The following is a 19,733-nucleotide window of genomic DNA, read 5'->3' as shown; positions in this document are numbered from 1 at the left end:
TCAGATGTCGCGGAAGGTCTGGATCTGCGCGCCGAGGGCGTTGAGCCGGGTGGCGAGGTCCTCGTAGCCGCGGTTGATGACGTAGACGTTGCGCAGCACCGAGGTGCCGGGTGCGGCCAGCATCGCCAGCAGGATGACCACGCCGGGCCGCAGCGCCGGCGGGCACATGATCTCGCCGGCCCGCCACTTGGTGGGCCCCTCGATCATCACCCGGTGCGGGTCCATGAGGTGCACCTTGGCGCCGAGCGTCGTGAGCTCGGTGAGGTAGATGGCGCGGTTCTCGTAGACCCAGTCGTGGATGAGCGTCGACCCCTGCGCGCAGGCCGCGATGATCGCGAAGAACGGCAGGTTGTCGATGTTGAGGCCGGGGAAGGGCAGCGGGTGGATCTTGTCCAGCGGTGCCCGCAGCGGCCCGGGCACGGTGGTGAGGTCGACCAGCCGGGTATGCCCGTTCGCGCTGGCGTACTCCTGCGACAGGTCGCACTCGAAGCCCATCGTGCCCAGGACGGCCAGCTCGATCTCCATGAACTCGATGGGCACCCGCCGGATGGTGATGGCGCTGCCGGTGACGACCGCGGCGGCCAGCAGGCTCATCGCCTCGATGGGGTCCTCGGAGGGGGCGTACTCGATGTCCGTGTCGATCTCGCCGACCCCGGTCACCGTCAGGGTGGTGGTGCCCAGGCCCTCGATCTGCACGCCCAGCTGCTGCAGGAAGACGCACAGGTCCTGGACCATGTAGTTGGAGCTGGCGTTGCGGATGACCGTGGTGCCGGTGTGCCGGGCGGCGGCGAGCAGGACGTTCTCGGTGACCGTGTCGCCGCGCTCGGTCAGCACGATCGGCCGCTCCGGTGAGGCCGCCCGGTCGACGGTGGCGTGGTAGCTGCCGGTCGTCGCGGTGACGTCCAGACCGAAGTGGCGCAGCGCGATCATGTGCGGCTCGACGGTGCGGGTGCCGAGGTCGCAGCCCCCGGCATACGGGAGCTCGAAGGTGTCGAACTCGTGCATGAGCGGACCGAGGAACATGATGATGGTCCGGGTGCGGCGGGCCGCGGCCTCGTCCATCGAGTCCAGGTCGATGCGCTCCGGCGGCACGATCTCCAGGTCGGAGGAGTCCGGCAGCCAGCGGATCTTGAAGCCGATGCTGGTGAGCACCTCGGTGATCCGGTTGACCTCCTCGATACGGGCCAGGTTGCGCAGCGTGGTGCGCCCCTTGTTGAGCAGCGAGGCGCACAGCAGGGCGACGGCGGCGTTCTTGGAGGTACGGACGTCGATCTCCCCGGACAGCTTGACGCCGCCCTCGATCCGCAGGTTCTGCGGGATGCCGGAGGACACCTGGACGATCTCGGAGTCCAGCTTCTCGCCGATGCGGGCGATCATCTCCAGGGAGAGGTTCTGCTTGCCCTGCTCGATGCGGGCCACGGCGCTCTGGCTGGTGCTGAGGAGCTCGGCCAGCTCGGCCTGGGTGAGGTGCTTGTGGCGGCGGGCGTCGCGGATGAGCCCGCCGATGCGGGAGAGGTAGCTCTCGGTCATTCGATCACCTTAGATCACATATATGAGATATGCCTGGGTGGATGCCGTGTGGGTGTGCCGCCGATCGCTCGGCGTTGCGCTCCGGACGAGGACCGCGTCCGCGGCCTACGCTGGGGGCGTGGTAAGCCGGATCTCCGACCAGCGGCCCCGGCGTCGAGCCTCGGCGGACCCCGCCACGCCCGACGTCGGCGTCTTCCAACGTGCCCTCGACGGTATCAGGAGCGCCCAGCTGCGTCCGGAGATGGTGCTGGAGGAGGTGCCCGCCCCCACCCGCCTGGCGCCGCACGCTGTGGCGCTCTCCGGCGAGGTCGTCCCGTCCCGGCTGGAGGACGAGGACCCCATCGCCACGGGCCGTTTCGTCGTGCTGCACGACCCGGAGGGTCCCGAGCCCTGGGAGGGCACGTGGCGCGCGGTGACCTACGCCAAGGCGCAGATGGAGCCCGAGGTGGGGCACGACCCGCTCGCCGGCCAGGCGGGCTGGTCCTGGCTCACCGACGCGCTGGAGGAGGCCGGGCTGGGGTGGACCGCGGCGGCCGGCACGGTGACCTGCGTGACGTCGGAGAGCTTCGGTGCGCTCGCCGACCGCGAGCCCTCGGTGGAGCTGGAGATCCGGGCCTCGTGGACGCCGGTGCTCACCGACGGCGACGAGTCCCGCGAGATGGCCGCCCACCTGGGGGCGTGGGGCGACCTGCTGTGCACGCTGGCGGGCCTGCCGCCGCTCCCCGAGGGCGTGGTCGCGCTGTCCGGGGTCCGCCGCTGACATGACGCCCGACCTCCCCGAGGAAGACCCCGGCTCGGACTTCGAGCGCCTGGAGGCACCGCCCGAGGGCGTGCCGCACGTCGTGGACACCCCCGCGGCGCTCGACGCCGCCCTGGCCGCGCTGGCCGGCGGGGAGGGCCCGGTGGCCGTGGACGCCGAGCGCGCCTCCGGCTATCGCTACGGCCAGAAGGCCTATCTCGTCCAGCTGCGGCGGGAGGGGGCGGGCACCTGGCTCATCGACCCGGTGCCCTTCGAGGACCTGCGCGGGCTGGACGAGGCGCTGGCCCCGGCGCGGTGGGTCCTGCACGCGGCCACCCAGGACATCCCGTGCCTGGCCGAGCTGGGCCTGCGCCCGCGCTCGCTGTTCGACACCGAGCTGGGGGCCCGGCTGGCCGGGCTGCCGCGGGTGGGGCTGTCCGCGGTGCTGGAGTACTACCTCGGCGTGACGCTGGCCAAGGAGCACTCGGCCGTCGACTGGTCGACCCGTCCGCTGCCCGAGCCGTGGCTGCGGTATGCCGCGCTCGACGTCGAGCTGCTGATCACCCTGCAGGCACGGATGGAGCGGGACCTGCGCGAGCAGGGCAAGCTGGAGTGGGCCGAGCAGGAGTTCGCCGCGCTGTGCGACTTCACCGGGCCCCCCGGGACCGACGAGCCGGACGCGTGGCGGCGGACCACGGGGATCCACCGGCTGCGGCGGCGACGCTCGCTGGCGGCGCTCCGGGAGCTGTGGCTGACCCGCGACGCTATCGCCCGGGAACGGGACGTCCCGCCGGGCCGGGTGCTGCCCGACGGCACCCTGCTGGACCTCGCGCAGCGCATGCCGGGCCAGGCCTCGGGGTTGGCCTCGGACCGCAAGGAGAGCTCGCGCACCCGGCAGCGCCGGGCCGAGCAGGGGCTGCTGCGCCACCAGCGCGCCTGGCTGACCGCCATCCGCACCGCCGCCGAGCTCGCCGAGGAGGACCTGCCCGAGCCCGCCCGTCGCGGGGACGCGCCGCCGCCGCCGCGCGCCTGGGCCGACCGGGACCCGGCCGCGGCCGACCGCCTCACCGAGGTGCGCGCCGCGCTCGCCGAGCTGTCCGAGCGGCTGGAGATCCCGGTCGAGAACCTCATGACCCCCGACGTCGTCCGGCGGGTGCTGTGGACGCCTCCCGAGGACCCCACGACCGAGGCGGTGGACCAGCGCCTCGCCGAGCTCGGCGCCCGCCCCTGGCAGCGTCAGCTCGTCGCGCCGGTGCTCGTCCAGGCGTTGCAGGCGCACCGCTGACCGTCCCCTCCTGACGGTCCGCCGCCAGACCCCCACCGGGCGTCGTGAATGGTTGGCCCAGCCCCCACCGGGCGTCGTGAATGGTTGGCCCAGCCCCCACCGAGCGCCGTGAATCGTTGGCCCAGCCCCCACCGGGCGCCGCGGAGGGGTGCCTCAGCGCGCGGAGATCTCGTGCACCAGCTCCACGACCCGGGTGAGCACCGTCGGGTCGGTCTGCGGCAGCACCCCGTGGCCGAGGTTGAAGATGTGCCCGGGGGCGCTCCTGCCCTCCTCGACGATCTCGCGCACCCGCGCCTCCAGCGCCTCCCACGGGGCGAAGAGCAGCGCGGGGTCGAGGTTGCCCTGCACGGCATACCGGCCGCCGGTCCGCTCGACCGCGTCGGGCAGGCTGACCCGGTAGTCGACCCCGATGACGTCCGCGCCGGCGTCCGCCATGGCGGGGAGCAGCTCCCCGGTGCCGACGCCGAAGTGGATGCGCGGCACCCCCAGGTCGGCGACGCCCTCGAGCACGGCGCGGCTGTGCGGCTCCACGTGGCGCAGGTAGTCGGCCCGGGAGAGGTGCCCTGCCCAGGAGTCGAAGAGCTGCACCGCGCTGGCACCCGCCTGCGCCTGGACGCGCAGGAAGGCCCCGGAGATCTGGGCCAGCCGGGCGCACAGGTCGCTCCACAGCTGCGGGTCGCCGTGCATGAGCGCCTTGGTGCGCTCGTGGTTCTTGGACGGTCCGCCCTCGACGAGGTAGGACGCGAGGGTGAACGGCGCCCCGGCGAAGCCGATGAGCGGGGTGTCGCCCAGCTCGGCGGTGAGCAGCTGCACGGACTCGGTGATGTCGGGCACGTGCTCCGGGGTGAGCTGGGGCAGCCGGTCGAGGTCGGCGCGGGTCCGGATCGGCTCGGCGATGACCGGCCCGGTGCCGGCGACGATGTCGACGTCCACGCCGACCGCCTGCAGCGGGACGACGATGTCGCTGAAGAAGATCGCCGCGTCGACGCCGTGCCGGCGCACCGGCTGCAGGGTGATCTCGGTGACCAGCTCGGGGGTGCGGCAGGAGGTGAGCATGGCGACGTCCTTGCGGACCTCGCGGTACTCCGGCAGCGAGCGCCCGGCCTGCCGCATGAACCACACCGGCGTGTGCGGCACCGGTTGCTGCCGGGCCGCCCGCACGAGGGTGCTGCCGGACAGGTCGGGGGCGGGGTGGAGCGTCGACGAGGCGGGGGAGGTCACCCCCTCATCCTCCCACGGTGACTGCGCCGGCCCGCCATCGAAGGGCGTCGCCCGGGACACTGCCCGTGCCCCCGGACCCAGGATCACCCTCGGGCGGGTGAGACGCTGGAGGTATGACGTCAACCCTGGTCATCGGCGGTGGCATCAGTGGTCTCGCCGCGGCGCAGGCGCTGCTCACCGAGGCGGGCCACGTCCGGGACGGGGACGAGGTCGTCGTGCTGGAGGCCTCCGACCGCGTCGGGGGCAAGCTGCGCGGCGAGGAGGTCGCCGGGCAGCTGGTCGACACCGGTGCCGAGGCCATGCTGGCCCGGCGCCCTGAGGGGACCGACCTCGTGGCCCGCGCCGGTCTCGGGGACGACGTCGTGCACCCCACCGGCGCGCGGGCGCAGGTGTGGAGCCGGGGGGTCGTCCACCTGCTGCCGCGGCGCACCCTGATGGGGGTGCCGGCGGACCCGACGATGCTGGACGGCCCGCTGACCGGGCCGGAGGTGGGCCGGGCCCTCGCCGAGGTGGTCGAGCCGCTCGAGGAGCAGGACGTCTCCGTGGGGGAGCTGGTGAGCTCACGGATGGGCCCGGCCGTGACCGAGCGGCTGGTCGAGCCGCTCCTGGGCGGTGTCTACGCCGGCCACGCGCGGCTGCTCTCGGCCCGCGCGGCGCTGCCGGCGCTGCTCCGCGCCGCCCAGGACGGGCAGCGGCTGCAGGACGCCGCGTCCCGCCTGCTCCCTGCCGCGACCGACGGCACCCAGTCGTCGGCGGCCGCGCCGGTCTTCGCGGGGGTGAGGGGCGGGCTGCACCGCTGGCCGCGCGCCCTGGCCGAGCTGCTCTCGGACGCGGGGGTGCGGGTCGAGACCGGGGTGGTCGCGCGCGAGCTGCGCCGGCTGCCCGACGGGGGCTTCGAGGTGGTGACCGGCCCGCGGCCGAGCCCCACGGCATACCGCGCCGACCGGGTGGTCCTCGCCCTGCCGCCCGCACCCGCCGCACGCCTTCTCGCCGACGCGGCGCCCGAGGCGTCCCGGGCGCTGGCCGGGGTGGAGACGGCCTCCACGGCCGTGCTCACCCTCGCCCTCGACGCGGCGGCGCTGGGCCGGCTGGACGGGTCGGGGATCCTCGTGCCGCCGGTCGACGGACGCACCATCAAGGCCGCGACCTTCAGCGCCACCAAGTGGGCGTGGGTGGGCGACCTGGGCCGGGGAGCCGGGGACGGCGGCGGTGACGTGGTCTACCTGCGCGCCTCGATCGGCCGGCACCGCGAGGAGGCGACGCTGCAGCGCCCCGACGCGGAGCTGGTTCAGGTGGCGCTGGCGGACCTGGGGGAGGCGCTGGGCCGGCCGCTGCCCCGACCGTCGGACGCGCACGTGCAGCGCTGGGGCGGGGCGCTGCCGCAGTACGCCGTCGGCCACATCGACCTCGTCGACCGGGTCCGCGCCGACGTCGCCCGGGTCCCCGGTCTCGCGGTGTGCGGGGCGACCTACGACGGGGTGGGGATCCCCGCGTGCATCGCCTCGGCCCGCCGTGCCGTGGCCGACCTGGGCCAGGGACAATAAGGGGTATGGCCGACTACTCCCACCCCACCGCCGAGCAGGCCGAGGAGATCAACGCCTCGATCCGCTACGCCGCCTACTCCGTCTTCCGCGTCGCGACGCCGCTGCCGCAGGGCAAGGCGCGGGCCGCCCTGACGACCGAGGTCGACGAGCTGTTCCGGACGCTCGAGGCGGAGGGCCTGGTCGTGCGCGGGGTCTACGACGTGTCGGCCCTGCGGGCCGACGCGGACTTCATGGTCTGGTGGCACGCCGAGCGGGTCGAGACCGTGCAGCGGGCCTACCAGCAGCTGCGGCAGACCGCGCTCGGGCAGCACCTCGAGCCGGTGTGGAGCAACGTCGCGATCCACCGGCCGGCGGAGTTCAACCGCGGCCACGTGCCGGCGTTCCTGTCGGGGCACGACGCGAAGGGCTACCTGTGCGTCTACCCGTTCGTCCGGTCCTACGACTGGTACGTCATGGACGCCGGTGACCGCTCGCGCATGCTGCGCGAGCACGGCGAGGCGGCGCGGGACTACAAGGACGTCCTGGCCAACACGCTCGCGAGCTTCGCCCTCGGGGACTACGAGTTCCTGCTGGCGTTCGAGGCCGACGAGCTGCACCGCATCGTCGACCTCATGCGCGAGCTGCGCAACACCGAGGCGCGCCTGCACGTGCGCGAGGAGGTGCCGTTCTACACCGGACCGCGGGTGGAGCTGCCCGAGCTCGTCGCCGGCCTGCCCTGAGCCGACGACCGGGAGCAGGTATGCCGCCGCCCGCGGCGGGTGCGCCGCGGGCGGTCCGACGTGGGGCTGCTCAGGCCTTGGGCTGCAGCGTCATCGCGATGCTGTTCATGCAGAACCGCTGGTCGGTGGGGGTGTCGTAGCCCTCGCCCTCGAAGACGTGGCCCAGGTGGGACCCGCAGGACGCGCAGCGCACCTCGGTGCGGGTGCGGCCCAGCGAGTCGTCCTTCACGTACTCCACCCGGTCCTCGGCGAGCGGGGAGTAGAAGCTGGGCCACCCGCAGTGGCTCTCGAACTTCGTCTCGCTGCGGAACAGCTCGGCGCCGCAGGCGCGGCAGGCGTAGACGCCCTCGGTCGTGGTGTTGGTGTACTCACCGACGAACGGGCGCTCGGTGCCCGACTCGCGCAGCACCGCATACTCCTCCGGGCTGAGCTGGTCGCGCCACTCCGCCTCGGACCGGGTCGTCCGGTATGCCTTGGCGTCGGGCTTCGTGGCGTCGGTGGCAGGCGTGCTGTGGTGGTTCATGCCGGTGACAACGACGTGAGGGGTCGATTGCTTCCGGGCAGGTCGGTGGGTGCCGCTAGGTTGTCGTCATGCCCGCAGACGCGCAGACGCTCACCGCACCGGGGCCCGACGGCGAGGACCGTGACGTGCGGCTGTCCAGCCCCGACAAGGTCGTCTGGCCGGCCACCGAGCACGGCGCCGCCATCACCAAGGCCGACCTCGCGGCATACCTGAGGGCGGTCGCGGGACCGATGCTGCGCGCCCTCGGCGACCGGCCGGTGTCCCTGCAGCGCGTCCGCGGGGGCATCGAGGGCGAGGAGTTCTACTCCAAGAACCCGCCCAAGGGGGTGCCGGAGTGGTCGCGGACGACGGTCTGCACCTACCCCTCGGGCCGCAGCCACCCGCAGCTCGTCATCGACGACGGCGACCTCGCGACCCTGCTGTGGACCGCGCAGATGGGCACGATCACCTGGCACCCCTGGCCGGTGCGCTCGGGCGACAACGACCACCCCGACGAGCTGCGGATCGACCTCGACCCGCAGCCGGGGCGGGCGTTCGCCGACGTCGTCGAGGCGGCGAGGGCGCTGCGCGAGGTGATGACCGAGGCCGGGCTGACGCCCTTCGTCAAGACGACCGGCAACCGGGGCGTGCACGTCTTCGCCTCGATCGAGCCGCGGCTGGAGTTCCTCGAGGTCCGGCACGCGGTCATCGGCCTGGCCCGCGAGCTGGAACGCCGCCGGCCCGACCTGGTGACGACGGCGTGGTGGAAGGAGGAGCGCGGCGAGCGGATCTTCGTCGACTTCAACCAGGCCACCCGGGACCGCACCCTGGCCGCCGCGTGGAGCACCCGGATCCTGCCCGGGGCGCCGGTCTCCGTGCCGGTGACGTGGGAGCAGCTCGGCGAGGTGGACCCGCGCGAGCTCACCGTGCACACCGTCCCGGGCTTCCTCGCCGAGCACGGGGACGCCTGGGCCGACCTGCACGCCTCGCCGGGGTCGGTCGACGGGGCCTACGCCCTGTGGGAGGCCGACCTGGAGCGGGGGCTGGGGGAGCTGAACTTCCCGCCCGACCACCCCAAGATGCCGGGGGAGCCGCCGCGGGTGCAGCCCTCCAAGAAGGTCGCCGCGCACTGGGACGAGGACGGCAACCGGGTCGACCAGGCCTGAGCGCGGCCTGTCCACGTCACCCGGGTCCAGGAGGTCCCGTGGATGTCGGGACCGTGTCCGACTCCCACGGGACGTTCTGCGAGGGGGCGGTCAGGCGACGGTCGTCGCGAGGTAGAGCCGTCCCGTGCCCTCCACCGTGATGCGGCCGGGCCGGTCTACGAAGCCTGCCTCGCCGCGGGCCAGCCTCAGCTCGGCGTCCGGGGCGGGGGCGTCCTGCGGCGGTGCGGCGTCCTGGGCGTGGGGGTCCGACTGCCGGAGCGTGAACTCCCCGTCCAGCACCAGCGCGACCGTCGGGCTCCCCGCCGCCACCGCGGCCGGTCCGGTCAGCTCGAGCAGCTGCCAGCGGACACCGGCACCACCGGGCCGGGTGCCCGGACGGTAGGCCCGCGCGCCCGGGGCGAGGTCGACGGGCGTCAGCAGGGGCGGCGCGCCGGGCGTGGTGTCGAGGATGCGCAGCAGCTCGGGGGTGTCGACGTGCTTGCCGCTGAGCCCGCCGCGCAGGACGTTGTCGCTCGGCCCCATGACCTCGACGCCGAGGCCGCCGAGGTAGGCGTGGATCGTGCCGGGCGCGAGCCACAGGGCCTGCCCCGCCGCCAGGCGGACCCGGTTGAGCATGAGCGCGACCGCGATGCCCGGGTCGCCGGGGTGGTGGGTGTGCAGCGTCCGCGCGAGCGCGCCGTCCTCCTCGTCGAGCGCCGCCGACGTCATCTGACCGACCAGCCCGGTGACGGCGTCGGCGCCGGAGAGCAGCCACCCGAGGGCCGCGCGGGTCCCGGCCGCCTCGTCGGGGGCCTCGGCGAGCAGCGAGCGCCACCGGTCGACCGCCGGACCGGGTGACCGGTCGGCGAGGCGGTCCAGCAGCGCGAGGGTCTCCCGCACCGGCCGGAAGCCGCAGAGCGCGTCGAAGCCGTCCTCCACGGCCAGCAGCACCTCGGGCTTGGCGTGCGGGTCGCGGTAGCTGCGGTCCGGAGCGTCCCGCGGGATCCCGGCGGCCTCCTCCCGCTCGTACCCCGCCCGTGCCTGGGCGTCGTCGGGGTGGGCCTGCAGCGACAGCGGCGCGCCGGCGGCGATGAGCTTCATGAGGAACGGGAGCTCGGCCCCGGTCCGGGTCTGCCAGGCCCCGAGGTCGGGCCACGGCGCGCCCGCCGGGACGACCGGGCTGGGAGCAGCGGGGTGCGCGCCCAGCCACAGCTCGGCCTCCGGTCCCGCACCGGGCGCCCGGCCCCGGGCTGTGGAGATGCCCCCCGGACGCCCCCAGGCGTAGTCCCGCACCACCCCGTCGATCCGCACCGTCCCGCTCACCGGGCCACCCTACTGAGGTGCGGTGACGGGGGACGGGTGACGCGGGCCATACCTCACGTCCGTCGGTGCGATCGGGCAGACTGGCGCTGTGGACCTGCCCGTCATGCCCCCGGTCAAGCCGATGCTCGCCAAGCCCGCCGCGACGCTGCCGCCGGGGTGGCTCTACGACCCGAAGTGGGACGGCTTCCGGTCGATCGTCTTCCGCGACGGCGACGAGGTCGAGCTGGGCTCGCGCAACGAGAAACCGATGACCCGCTACTTCCCCGAGCTGGTCGAGGCGGTCCGTGCCGAGCTGCCGGAGCGGTGCGTGGTCGACGGGGAGATCGTGCTCGCCTCGCCGGGCGGGCAGCGCCTCGACTTCGAGGCGCTGAGCCAGCGGATCCACCCGGCCGACTCCCGGGTCCGGATGCTGAGCGAGGCGACGCCGGCGGCCTTCGTCGCCTTCGACCTGCTCGCGCTGGGAGACGACGACCTCACCGGTATGCCGTTCCGCGAGCGGCGCGCCCGCCTGGAGTCCGTGCTGCCCGCCGCGAGCGCGGGGTCGGTGCACCGCTCGCCGCTCACCGACGACCTCGACCTGGCCATGCGGTGGTTCGTCGACTTCGAGGGGGCCGGGCTGGACGGCATCATCGGCAAGGACCCGGAGCAGACCTACCAGCAGAACAAGCGGGTGCTCACCAAGCTCAAGCACACCCGGACCGCTGACTGCGTGGTCGCGGGCTACCGCACGCACAAGAGCAGCGACGAGGCCATCGGCTCGCTCCTGCTGGGGATCTACACCGAGGCCGGGCGGCTGGCCCACGTCGGGGTCAGCTCGTCCTTCCCGATGGCCCGACGGCGCGAGCTGTTCGCCGAGCTGCAGCCTCTGGTGACCGGCTTCGAGGGTCACCCGTGGGACTGGGCGGGGCAGCTGCAGGCCGACACCCCGCGCAAGAGCGAGGGCTCGCGCTGGGCCGCGGGCAAGGACCTGTCGTTCACCCCGCTGCGGCCCGAGCGGGTCGTCGAGGTGCGCTACGACTACCTCGAGGGCGACCGGTTCCGCCACACCGCGCAGTTCGTGCGCTGGCGCGAGGACCGCGACCCCGAGAGCTGCACCTTCGACCAGCTGGACCAGCCGGTCGACTTCCCGCTCGACGACGTGCTCGGTGCCCCGGTCACCGCGGACGCCGGGCGGGGCGGGTCGTGACCACGAGGATGACCGCGGCCGGCCGGGCCGCCGCGGTCGGCACGGCGGTCGCCGGGGGAGCCGCGCTCGGCGGGGCCGTCTCGATGGGCACGGCAACCTACTTCGCGCACCGCATCATCACCCCCGAGCACGAGAAGAAGGACGACGTCACCGTCGTCTCGGCCGACCCGGACGCCGGCACCGTCACGCTGCGCGCGGACCCGCAGACGACCTCCTCGGGCCGCTACGGCCTGTGGCTCGACGGCGGTGCCGGGCACGCGCGCGTGGGCGAGGTCGTCGAGCCGGCGCACGAGGAGGGCGGCAGCAAGGGGTCGCGTCGGCAGATGGTCGTGACCCGGGAGCTGCTCGGGGTGGACGCCGGCGACCTGGGGCCGGGCCCGGCCCGCTGGAACAAGTACTTCTACTGCGGCGACCCCGGCAGCGCACTGGGGCTGGAGCACGAGGACGTCCTCGTCACCTCCGACGTGGGGGACCTGCCGGCCTGGCGGGTGCCCGGGTCGCCCGGGGCCGTGGCCCACCAGGACGACTGGGCCGTCCTCGTGCACGGTCGTAGCGCGCAGCGTGGGGAGACCCTGCGCGCCGTCCCGGTGCTGCACCGGCTGGGCTACACCTGCCTGATCCCGATGTACCGCAACGACATCGGCGCACCGCCCTCGTCGGACGGCCGCTACAGCCTGGGCCTGTCGGAGTGGCGCGACATCGACGCCGCGCTGCGCTACGCCCTCGCGCACGGCGCCCGGCGGATCGTCCTCGTCGGCTGGTCCATGGGGGGCGCGCTCGTGCTGCAGGCGCTCAACCGTTCCGACGTCGCCCACCGGGTGCACCGGGTGCTGCTCAACGGCCCGGTCATCGACTGGGGCTCGGTGCTGGCCCACCAGGCCGACCTGCACCTCATCCCCCGGCCCGTGGAGCAGCTGGCCCGCAGCCTCCTGCGCAGCAGGGCGTCCCGGCACCTGCTCCGGATCGCCGAGCCGGTGGACGTGGCGGCCACCAACTGGGTCGACCGGGCCGAGGAGGTCACCCACCGGATGTTCATCATCCACTCCGCGACCGACGACACGGTGCCCTTCGGCCCGTCCCAGGACCTGGCCCGGCGTCGACCCGGGCTGGTGCAGACCTTCGTCTGGCCGCAGGCGCGGCACTGCCAGGAGTGGAACACCAACCCCTCGCTGTGGGAGGACCTCGTCGCCTCCTTCCTGCGGTGAGGCTGGAGGAGACGGATGGGCACGGGTGGACCTGAGGTGCGGACCGGGCGGGGCCCGCTGACCGAGGCCGAGCTGGACGACTGGTATGCCGTGCCGCCCGGCCGCTCTGACGGCCCGTGGGTGCGCGGCGGGTTCGTCACCACCCTGGACGGGCGGGCCGCCGGTCCGGACGGACGCAGCGGCAGCCTCAACGAGGGGTCCGACGGCGACGGCGCGGCGTTCTCGACGCTGCGCCGGTGGGCCCAGGCGGTGGTCGTCGGGGCCGGTACCGCGAGGGCCGAGGGCTACGGCCCGCTCGAGGGGTCGACCCTCGTCGTGGTGACCCGCAGCGGCGACGTGCCCGACCGGCTCGCCGAGCACACCGACGTGCTGGTCGTGTCCGGGGAGGGCGAGGACGTCACCCCGCAGCGCGTGCTGGAGACCTGTGCCGGGCACGGCTGGGACCGGGTGGTCGTGGAGGGCGGCCCGGCCCTGTTCGGCGCGTGGGTGGCCGCCAGGGTCGTCGACGAGCTGTGCGTGACCGTGCGGCCCGTGCTGGCCGGCGGCGACGGGCCGCTGCTCCTGCCGAGTGGGACCACGCTGCCGGGCCTGACCGGGCGGCTCACCCACCTGCTGGAGTGGGAGGGTGACCTGCTGGTGCGGACCCTTCTGCGCTGACGGGGCGCACCGGCTCTGCCAGACTGCCCCGATGGCGAAGAAGAAGGACAAGGGCACGAAGAGCAAGGGCACGAAGAGCAAGGCCGGGAAGGGCACGGGCGGCACCACCCCCACGGCGCCCGAGCCCGCGCCGGCGACCTTCACCGACGCGCTACGGGTGGGAGAGGGCTTCACCCTCGCCGACGTCGACCCACGCTCGACCCCGGCCTTCGACGGTGACAAGCAGGCCGGCAAGGACGCGCTGGTGGCCGCCGACGCCGAGCTGGACGCCCTGCAGGAGCAGCTCTACGCCCAGTCCCGCGCGGGTGGGCGTCGCCGGGTCCTGCTGGTCGTGCAGGGGATGGACACCTCCGGCAAGGGCGGCATCATGCGTCACGTCGTAGGCGCGGTCGACCCGCAGGGCGTCGAGCTCACGGCCTTCAAGGCGCCGACCGCCGAGGAGAAGAGGCATCCCTTCCTCTGGCGCATCCGCAGGGCGCTGCCCGGGCCCGGCATGATCGGCGTCTTCGACCGCTCCCACTACGAGGACGTCCTGGTCGTCCGCGTGCACGACCTGGTGCCCCCGGGCCAGTGGAAGCGCCGCTACGCCACCATCAACACCTTCGAGCAGAAGCTCGCCGCCGACGACGTCACGGTCGTCAAGGTCATGCTGCACATCAGCCCGCAGGAGCAGCGCGAGCGGCTGGCCGAGCGCCTCGAGCGCCCGGACAAGCACTGGAAGTTCAACCCCCGCGACCTCGACGAACGGGAGCACTGGGCGGACTACCAGGAGGCATACCAGGTGGTCCTCGGCCGGTGCAGCACCGACCACGCGCCCTGGTTCGTGGTGCCTGCCGACCGCAAGTGGTACGCGCGGCTGGCCGTGCAGCAGCTGCTGCTCGAGCACCTGCGAGGGCTGGACCTGACCTGGCCGGAGGCCGACTTCGACGTCGAGGAGCAGCAGGCCAGGCTGGCGGCCTCGGAGGTCTGAGCTACTCGGCCGACAGCTCGGGCTGGGGCGTGGCCTGGAGCACGACGACGGCCCGGGAGGGCACCTCGTGCGTCCCGCCGGTCTCCCACGGCACGTCGTCGTCGAGCTCGTCGCCGCTGGTGTCCACGACGACCTGCCAGGTCGGCGTGTTCATCCCGTCCGGCACGGTGAACTCGACGGCCTCGTGGTGGCCATTGAAGAGCAGCAGGAAGTGGTCGTCGGTCACCTCGCGGCCGCGCTCGTCACGCTCGCTGATGGCCTCCCCGTTGAGGAAGACCATGACCGCCTGCTCCCGGCTGTGCCAGCGCTCATCGGTCATCACCTCGCCGTCGGGGGAGTACCAGTGGATGTCGCCGAGGTCGCTCTGCCCGCCGTGCTCGGCGTCGCCCAGGTAGAACCGCCGCCGGCGGAACGCCGGGTGCTCCTTGCGCAGCGCGATGAGCCGGGAGGTGAAGTCGAGGAGGTCGGCCTGGTCGGGGTCGAGGTCCCAGTCCATCCAGGCCAGCTCGTTGTCCTGGGCGTAGACGTTGTTGTTGCCGTGCTGGGTACGACCCATCTCATCACCGTGGGCCAGCATCGGGACCCCCTGGCTGAGCATGAGGGTGGCGAGGAAGTTCTTCTGCTGGCGCAGCCGGAGCGCCCGCACCTGCGGGTCGTCGGTCGGACCCTCGACGCCGCAGTTCCAGGACCGGTTGTGGTCCTCGCCGTCGGCGCCGCCCTCGCCGTTGGCCTCGTTGTGCTTGTCGTTGTAGGACACGAGGTCGGCCAGGGTGAAGCCGTCGTGGGCGACGACGAAGTTGATCGAGGCGTAGGGGCGCCGCCCGCTGTGCTCGTAGAGGTCGCTGGAGCCGGTGATCCGCGAGGCGAACTCGCCCATCGTCGCCGGGGCCCCGCGCCAGTAGTCGCGGACGGTGTCGCGGTACTTGCCGTTCCACTCGGTCCACAGCGGGGGGAAGTTGCCGACCTGGTAGCCGCCGTCCCCGAGGTCCCACGGCTCGGCGATGAGCTTGACCTGGGAGATGACCGGGTCCTGCTGGACGATGTCGAAGAAGGCGGACAGCTTGTCGACCTCGTGGAACTGCCGCGCGAGGGTGGCTGCGAGGTCGAAGCGGAAGCCGTCGACGTGCATCTCGGTGACCCAGTAGCGCAGGCTGTCCATGATGAGCTGCAGGACGTGCGGGGAGCGCATGAGCAGGCTGTTGCCGGTGCCCGTGGTGTCGTAGTAGTGCGCCTTGTCGTAGTCGACGAGCCGGTAGTAACTGGCGTTGTCGATGCCGCGGAAGGACAGCGTGGGGCCGAGGTGGTTGCCCTCGGCGGTGTGGTTGTAGACGACGTCGAGGATGACCTCGATGCCCGCCTCGTGCAGCGTCTTGACCATCGACTTGAACTCGGTGACCTGCTGGCCGCGGTGCCCGTAGGCCGAGTAGCCGTTGTGCGGCGCCAGGAAGCCGATGGTGTTGTAGCCCCAGTAGTTCGACAGACCCTGGTCCTGCAGGTGCGGGTCGTCGACGAACTGGTGCACGGGCAGCAGCTCCAGCGCCGTCACGCCCAGGCTGGTGAGGTGGTCGACCACGGCCGGGTGCGCCACCCCGGCATACGTGCCACGGAGCTCCGGCGGCACCTCGGGGTGGTTCATCGTCAGGCCCTTGACGTGCGCCTCGTAGATGACGCTGTCGTGGTAGGCGTGCTGCGGCGGCCGGTCGTGGCCCCAGTCGAAGAACGGGTTGACGACCACCGAGGTCATCGTGTGCAAGGCCGAGTCGTCGGTGTTGTATGACGTGGGGTCGCCGAAGTCGTAGGCGAACAGCCCCTGGTGGCCGCGGATCTGCCCGGCGATGGCCTTGGCGTAGGGGTCCAGCAGCAGCTTGTGCGGGTTGAACCGGTGCCCCTCGGACGGCTCGTAGGGGCCGTGCACCCGGAAGCCGTAGCGCTGACCCGGTTGGCAGTTGGGCACGTAGCCGTGCCAGACGTGGGCGTCGACCTCGGTCAGCGGCACCGTCGTCTCGATCGAGCGGTCGTTGACGAGGCAGAGGTCCACGCCGGTGGCGTGCTCGGAGAAGAGGGCGAAGTTGGTGCCGCGTCCATCGAAGGTCGCGCCCAGGGGGTAAGCCGTTCCGGGCCAGAGGTCCATCGGGGGGTGGGGCCTTTCTTGTTGCGGGAGTCGCGGAAGGTGGACCGCGTCGTCACCGGCGCCCCAGTCTACGGGCCGGGGGCTGACCAGAATGACCGCGGCCGCACGGCACGCCTCCGGTCCATCTGTGTCGCACGGGGCTAGCGTGACTCCTGTGACGGTCGTGGACCTGACGTTCCGACGGCGTCTGCGACGGGTCATCGCGCCCGTGCCGGGGGCCGTGCCTGCCGTGCGCCTCACGGCGGAGACGGCGGTCGTGGCCTTCCGCTACCGCGCGACCGGCCTGGCGGCCGAGGCGGCGTTCTTCACGCTGCTCTCGCTGCCGCCGCTGCTGGTGGCGCTCGTCGCCGGCGCCGGCTTCGCCTCGGAGTGGCTGGGGCCGCAGACCCTGGCGCGCATGAGCAGCGCCCTGGAGCAGTGGACGCTCACCTTCCTCACGCCGCAGGCGGTGGACCAGGTCATCATGCCGACCTTCGAGCAGACCCTGTCCGCCCGCCGCGGCGACTACCTGTCGGTCGGGTTCCTCATCGCTCTGTGGTCCGGCTCGCGGGCGCTGCACATCTTCCTCGACGCCATCTCGATCATGTACGGGCAGGGTGGCGAGCGCGGACCGGTGGGCGCCCGCGTGCTGTCGCTCACGGCATACCTCGCCTCGACCGTCGTCATGGGCCTGACCCTGCCGCTGCTGCTCATCGGCCCGGGCTACCTGCTGCACTGGCTCCCGCCGCGGCTCGACATGCTCGTCGAGCTCTACTGGCCGCTGGTCGGCCTGCTGGGCCTCGTCAGCCTCACCGGGCTCTTCCACGTCGCCACGCCCGCCCGCTCGCCGTTCTGGCGGGACCTGCCCGGGGCCGCGCTCACCATCGCGCTGTGGGTGGTCAGCTCCGTCCTCATCCGCCGCTGGGCCGAGCTCGCGGTCGGCGGGTTCTCGGTGTTCGGCCCGCTGACGGCGCCGATCATCCTCATGGTCTACCTCTACTTCCTCGCCTTCGCGGTGCTGGTCGGCGCCTCGCTCAACGCCGCGATCCGGCGGTTGTGGCCGCCGCCGGAGTACCGCGGGCCCAGGGCGCGGGTCAACGGCTGGTGGGAGGAGCGGCAGGCCACCCGGGAGGCGCGCCGGCTGGCCCGCGCTGCCGAGCTCGCCACGGACGCCACCAGCGACGACGAGGAGGGGCGTCGGATCGCCGCCATGGACGGCATACCCGGTCCGCGCTGAACCCCTCGCCGCGCGCTGCGCGAGGTGATTTGGAATCGCCCGCGGACGTCGGCTAGTGTTTCCTCTCGCGCCGCTGGAAACAGCGGAGCAGGCGGATGTAGCTCAGTTGGTAGAGCGCAACCTTGCCAAGGTTGAGGTCGCCGGTTCGAGCCCGGTCATCCGCTCTGAGGCACCACCACCAGATGCCTCACGGTGGAGTGGCCGAGAGGCGAGGCAGCGGCCTGCAAAGCCGTATACACGGGTTCGAATCCCGTCTCCACCTCGCACTCGCGGTTCCCACCGCGCGAGGACGATTGGCGCAGCGGTAGCGCGCTTCCTTGACACGGAAGAGGTCACTGGTTCGATCCCAGTATCGTCCACCAGCACAACTAGCCCCTGACCAGCAGGTATGCCGGTCAGGGGCTTTTGCGTGGCCTAGCGCGTGTCATATACGTGTCATTCGGCTTCGCCTACCCTGCCTTAGAACCAACAGGAGTTGGCTGCCGAGTACCTACGTCGCTGTCTGTCGCAAGACGGGTGAGAGGGGTTGGGTCCGCTGCCGCTGGGGGTCACGGATCGGTAGTGAGCCGCTCGGAGGGGCCTTCGACGCCAGAGGCGATGAGACGTTCTGATCCGGGGGAAGGCAGTACACACGCCCTGTGAAGTTGCAGCGTCACGACAGCCCGGCGGGCGAGGGCGACCGTAGCGCGTGAAGTCACGTTGCTTTCGAGGGCGAGAGGGCGCGGTCGAGGGGATTGGAGTCGTTGCTACATGGGGCCAGTCGGGCTATTTAGGGGGGGCGGGGGCGAGTCGTGGGTGAGGAGCCGGTGGGGTGGGGCGCGGGGCCGGTAGCCGTTGTCTCTACCTTGCCCGGCAGGGGGAGGGTGCGGTCACTCGCGGCGCAGTGACGTAGGTCTCCGAACTGCTCATGCGAGCCACTACCGTCATGGGATGGACCTTTTCGACGTCACACGGCCAGAGCATCTCGACGATGACGGCTGGGAGGCCATCGAGTCCGCGCGAACCCGGCTGCGCCTGGCGTGGGAACTGAACGACTTCCAAGAGGTCGTCGGGAAGGCGAAAGAGCTCACTGAGACCGTCGCGAAGGTCGTGGTTGCGGCGGCCGACGGGACTCTTGCCGACAACGCCGATTTTGGGCCGACCGTGAAGGCCGCACACCAATCGCTGAAGCGCCAACCGGGTGTTGACCTATCCCAGGATGAGGCGCTTCGGGCAATCGCGCAGGCGGCGCAGACGATGGCCACGCGTCTCGCACCACTGCGCAACCAGTACGGCACAGGTCACGGTCGAGCGCGCGTGCCGGACGTGACCGTGGAGATGGCTACTGTCACGACGGAGGCCGCTCTATTGTGGTGCCGCTGGGCGCTGCGCCGCCTCGGTCACTTTCTCGCCGACTACCCGAACGACCTGATCGACGCTGTCCAGACCGGCACTACGCGCAACCTACTGCGCGCCAAGTTCCAGGCAGCTGCGCTGTCGCAGCAGCCGGTGGAGGTCCAGCACCGAATAGGTGTCGCGTTCGGCCAGCAGTCTGCGGGCGGGTTCGGGAACGCGACCGAGGTCGGGGTGGAACCAGCGATCAACGGCGGATTCGACGAGTACCCGATCGACTACCGGCGCGGCCTCATCGAAGGGATGTTGCTCACCGCTGACGGCTACATCGGCCTGACGACGTACTACGCGTCCTGGTTCGTCTCGCTTCTCGGCTCGCTACCGGAGCCGGACGCGCGGGCACTTCTGGAGCGCTTGGCTGCGGACGTGGCTGGGCTCGCGTGGGTGGAAAAGTGGCGTGGGTCGACCAGAGTCGATCCGGCCGAGGTGATCGTGACTCTGCGCGAGGAGGGCAAACGCCTTTCTGTCGGGCTGGCTGGAGCCTTCGACTCGTTCTGCAGCAGTCTTGCGCCCGATGGTGTCGGCGTTGTCGGGGACTCGCTCGCCGGACCGGTAGGGATGTATCCGAGGACGACGGCCCTGACGCTGTAGCGGCCGGTGAGTCTGCACCGGCGAGTGCCGGTTCGGCTGATGAGGGCGCGCACGTTGAAGAATGTTGGGGTTAAGGTCCGTGGCGACGACGAACGCGCCCGGGACGGGGCCCCTGCGGGGTCATGGCGCATGGCGTGAAAGTCCATCGCTTGGTGGCAGCGGAGTTGGCTCGGTGTGCACTCGCGGCGCTATGTCGCGCTTCCGCGATCGCTGGATACGACAGGCAAGATGGGCTTCGGTAGGACCCTCTGGCCTGCGTCGACGGCATGGCCGCTCGCGTCGCGGTGTCCCGTGTTCAGCCTCTTGGGTCGCTGAGCCACCCCACCCGATCGAGACGGACGCGCACCGTCCAGATTTACGCTCGCGGTCACTTCACG

The 19,733-nt window shown here is 72.4% G+C and carries 16 protein-coding genes and 3 tRNA genes; 14 read left to right on the top strand and 5 right to left on the bottom strand.

From position 1 onward, the window contains the following. Window positions 1-1,530 (bottom strand): helix-turn-helix domain-containing protein, encoded by a 1,530-nt coding sequence (locus EUS26_RS11275; protein WP_130013941.1) that lies wholly within the window; start codon window positions 1,528-1,530, stop codon window positions 1-3. 118 nt (window positions 1,531-1,648) lie between these two features. Between EUS26_RS11275 and EUS26_RS11270 the strand changes: the two genes are divergently transcribed. Next, a complete protein-coding gene (locus EUS26_RS11270) occupies window positions 1,649-2,290 on the top strand; it encodes a DUF3000 domain-containing protein (RefSeq protein WP_130013940.1) in 642 nt (213 codons plus the stop codon). Window position 2,291: 1 nt separating this feature from the next. Next, window positions 2,292-3,554 carry an HRDC domain-containing protein gene (locus EUS26_RS11265; RefSeq protein WP_202865123.1) on the top strand — a complete coding sequence of 421 codons (1,263 nt, stop codon included), beginning with the start codon at window positions 2,292-2,294 and terminating at the stop codon, window positions 3,552-3,554. Window positions 3,555-3,707: 153 nt separating this feature from the next. Here EUS26_RS11265 and hemE read toward each other — a convergent pair whose 3' ends face one another. Next, window positions 3,708-4,775, bottom strand: a complete 1,068-nt coding sequence (gene hemE, locus EUS26_RS11260; RefSeq protein ID WP_130013939.1) for a uroporphyrinogen decarboxylase — start codon at window positions 4,773-4,775, stop codon at window positions 3,708-3,710. Between the two features lie 113 nt (window positions 4,776-4,888). On the opposite strand from hemE, the gene hemG reads away from it, so the two are divergent. Continuing rightward, window positions 4,889-6,319, top strand: coding sequence for a protoporphyrinogen oxidase (gene hemG, locus EUS26_RS11255; RefSeq protein ID WP_130013938.1), 1,431 nt, complete (start codon window positions 4,889-4,891; stop codon window positions 6,317-6,319). A gap of 5 nt (window positions 6,320-6,324) precedes the next feature. Next, window positions 6,325-7,038, top strand: a complete 714-nt coding sequence (hemQ, locus tag EUS26_RS11250) for a hydrogen peroxide-dependent heme synthase (RefSeq protein WP_130013937.1) — start codon at window positions 6,325-6,327, stop codon at window positions 7,036-7,038. A 70-nt stretch (window positions 7,039-7,108) separates the two neighbouring features. Here hemQ and msrB read toward each other — a convergent pair whose 3' ends face one another. Beyond that, window positions 7,109-7,561, bottom strand: a complete 453-nt coding sequence (msrB, locus tag EUS26_RS11245; protein ID WP_130013936.1) for a peptide-methionine (R)-S-oxide reductase MsrB — start codon at window positions 7,559-7,561, stop codon at window positions 7,109-7,111. 68 nt (window positions 7,562-7,629) lie between these two features. Here msrB and ligD point away from each other — a divergent pair, with 68 nt between their 5' ends. Further along, window positions 7,630-8,706 carry a non-homologous end-joining DNA ligase gene (gene ligD / locus EUS26_RS11240; RefSeq protein ID WP_130013935.1) on the top strand — a complete coding sequence of 359 codons (1,077 nt, stop codon included), beginning with the start codon at window positions 7,630-7,632 and terminating at the stop codon, window positions 8,704-8,706. A gap of 90 nt (window positions 8,707-8,796) precedes the next feature. On the opposite strand, the gene manA is transcribed toward ligD, so the two are convergent. Next, window positions 8,797-10,008, bottom strand: coding sequence for a mannose-6-phosphate isomerase, class I (gene manA / locus EUS26_RS11235; RefSeq protein ID WP_130013934.1), 1,212 nt, complete (start codon window positions 10,006-10,008; stop codon window positions 8,797-8,799). An 88-nt stretch (window positions 10,009-10,096) separates the two neighbouring features. On the opposite strand from manA, the gene EUS26_RS11230 reads away from it, so the two are divergent. From EUS26_RS11230 to EUS26_RS11215, 4 genes are read left to right on the top strand one after another with little or no spacing between them, the layout of a single operon-like run. Then, window positions 10,097-11,194: an ATP-dependent DNA ligase gene (locus EUS26_RS11230; RefSeq protein WP_130013933.1), complete on the top strand. Its 1,098-nt coding sequence runs from the start codon at window positions 10,097-10,099 to the stop codon at window positions 11,192-11,194. After that, on the top strand, window positions 11,191-12,399 hold the full coding sequence (locus tag EUS26_RS11225) for an alpha/beta hydrolase family protein (RefSeq protein WP_238148947.1): 1,209 nt from the start codon (window positions 11,191-11,193) through the stop codon (window positions 12,397-12,399). The genes EUS26_RS11230 and EUS26_RS11225 overlap by 4 nt, the downstream gene beginning before the upstream one ends. A 15-nt stretch (window positions 12,400-12,414) precedes the next feature. Then, window positions 12,415-13,056 (top strand): dihydrofolate reductase family protein, encoded by a 642-nt coding sequence (locus EUS26_RS11220; RefSeq protein ID WP_130013932.1) that lies wholly within the window; start codon window positions 12,415-12,417, stop codon window positions 13,054-13,056. Between the two features lie 31 nt (window positions 13,057-13,087). Further along, window positions 13,088-14,026: a polyphosphate kinase 2 family protein gene (locus EUS26_RS11215; RefSeq protein ID WP_130013931.1), complete on the top strand. Its 939-nt coding sequence runs from the start codon at window positions 13,088-13,090 to the stop codon at window positions 14,024-14,026. Between the two features lies 1 nt (window position 14,027). On the opposite strand, the gene glgX is transcribed toward EUS26_RS11215, so the two are convergent. Beyond that, window positions 14,028-16,157, bottom strand: a complete 2,130-nt coding sequence (gene glgX / locus EUS26_RS11210; RefSeq protein WP_130013930.1) for a glycogen debranching protein GlgX — start codon at window positions 16,155-16,157, stop codon at window positions 14,028-14,030. A 154-nt stretch (window positions 16,158-16,311) separates the two neighbouring features. Between glgX and EUS26_RS11205 the strand changes: the two genes are divergently transcribed. From EUS26_RS11205 to EUS26_RS11185, 5 genes are all read left to right on the top strand, one after another. Then, entirely contained in the window at window positions 16,312-17,373 is a 1,062-nt protein-coding gene (locus EUS26_RS11205; protein ID WP_165368594.1) for a YihY/virulence factor BrkB family protein, read from the top strand. A 91-nt stretch (window positions 17,374-17,464) separates the two neighbouring features. Further along, window positions 17,465-17,537 (top strand) — tRNA-Gly (locus EUS26_RS11200). A 27-nt stretch (window positions 17,538-17,564) separates the two neighbouring features. Then, window positions 17,565-17,635: transfer RNA gene (locus EUS26_RS11195), tRNA-Cys, on the top strand. 25 nt (window positions 17,636-17,660) lie between these two features. Continuing rightward, window positions 17,661-17,735: transfer RNA gene (locus EUS26_RS11190), tRNA-Val, on the top strand. A gap of 568 nt (window positions 17,736-18,303) precedes the next feature. Next, on the top strand, window positions 18,304-19,356 hold the full coding sequence (locus EUS26_RS11185; RefSeq protein WP_130013928.1) for an abortive infection family protein: 1,053 nt from the start codon (window positions 18,304-18,306) through the stop codon (window positions 19,354-19,356). Window positions 19,357-19,733: the final 377 nt, after the last annotated feature.

The organism is Serinicoccus sediminis (assembly GCF_004153545.1).
Lineage (GTDB): Bacteria > Actinomycetota > Actinomycetes > Actinomycetales > Dermatophilaceae > Ornithinicoccus > Ornithinicoccus sediminis_A.
Note: the sequence above shows the minus strand (reverse complement) of the source record. Positions and strands in the feature narration are given on the sequence as shown.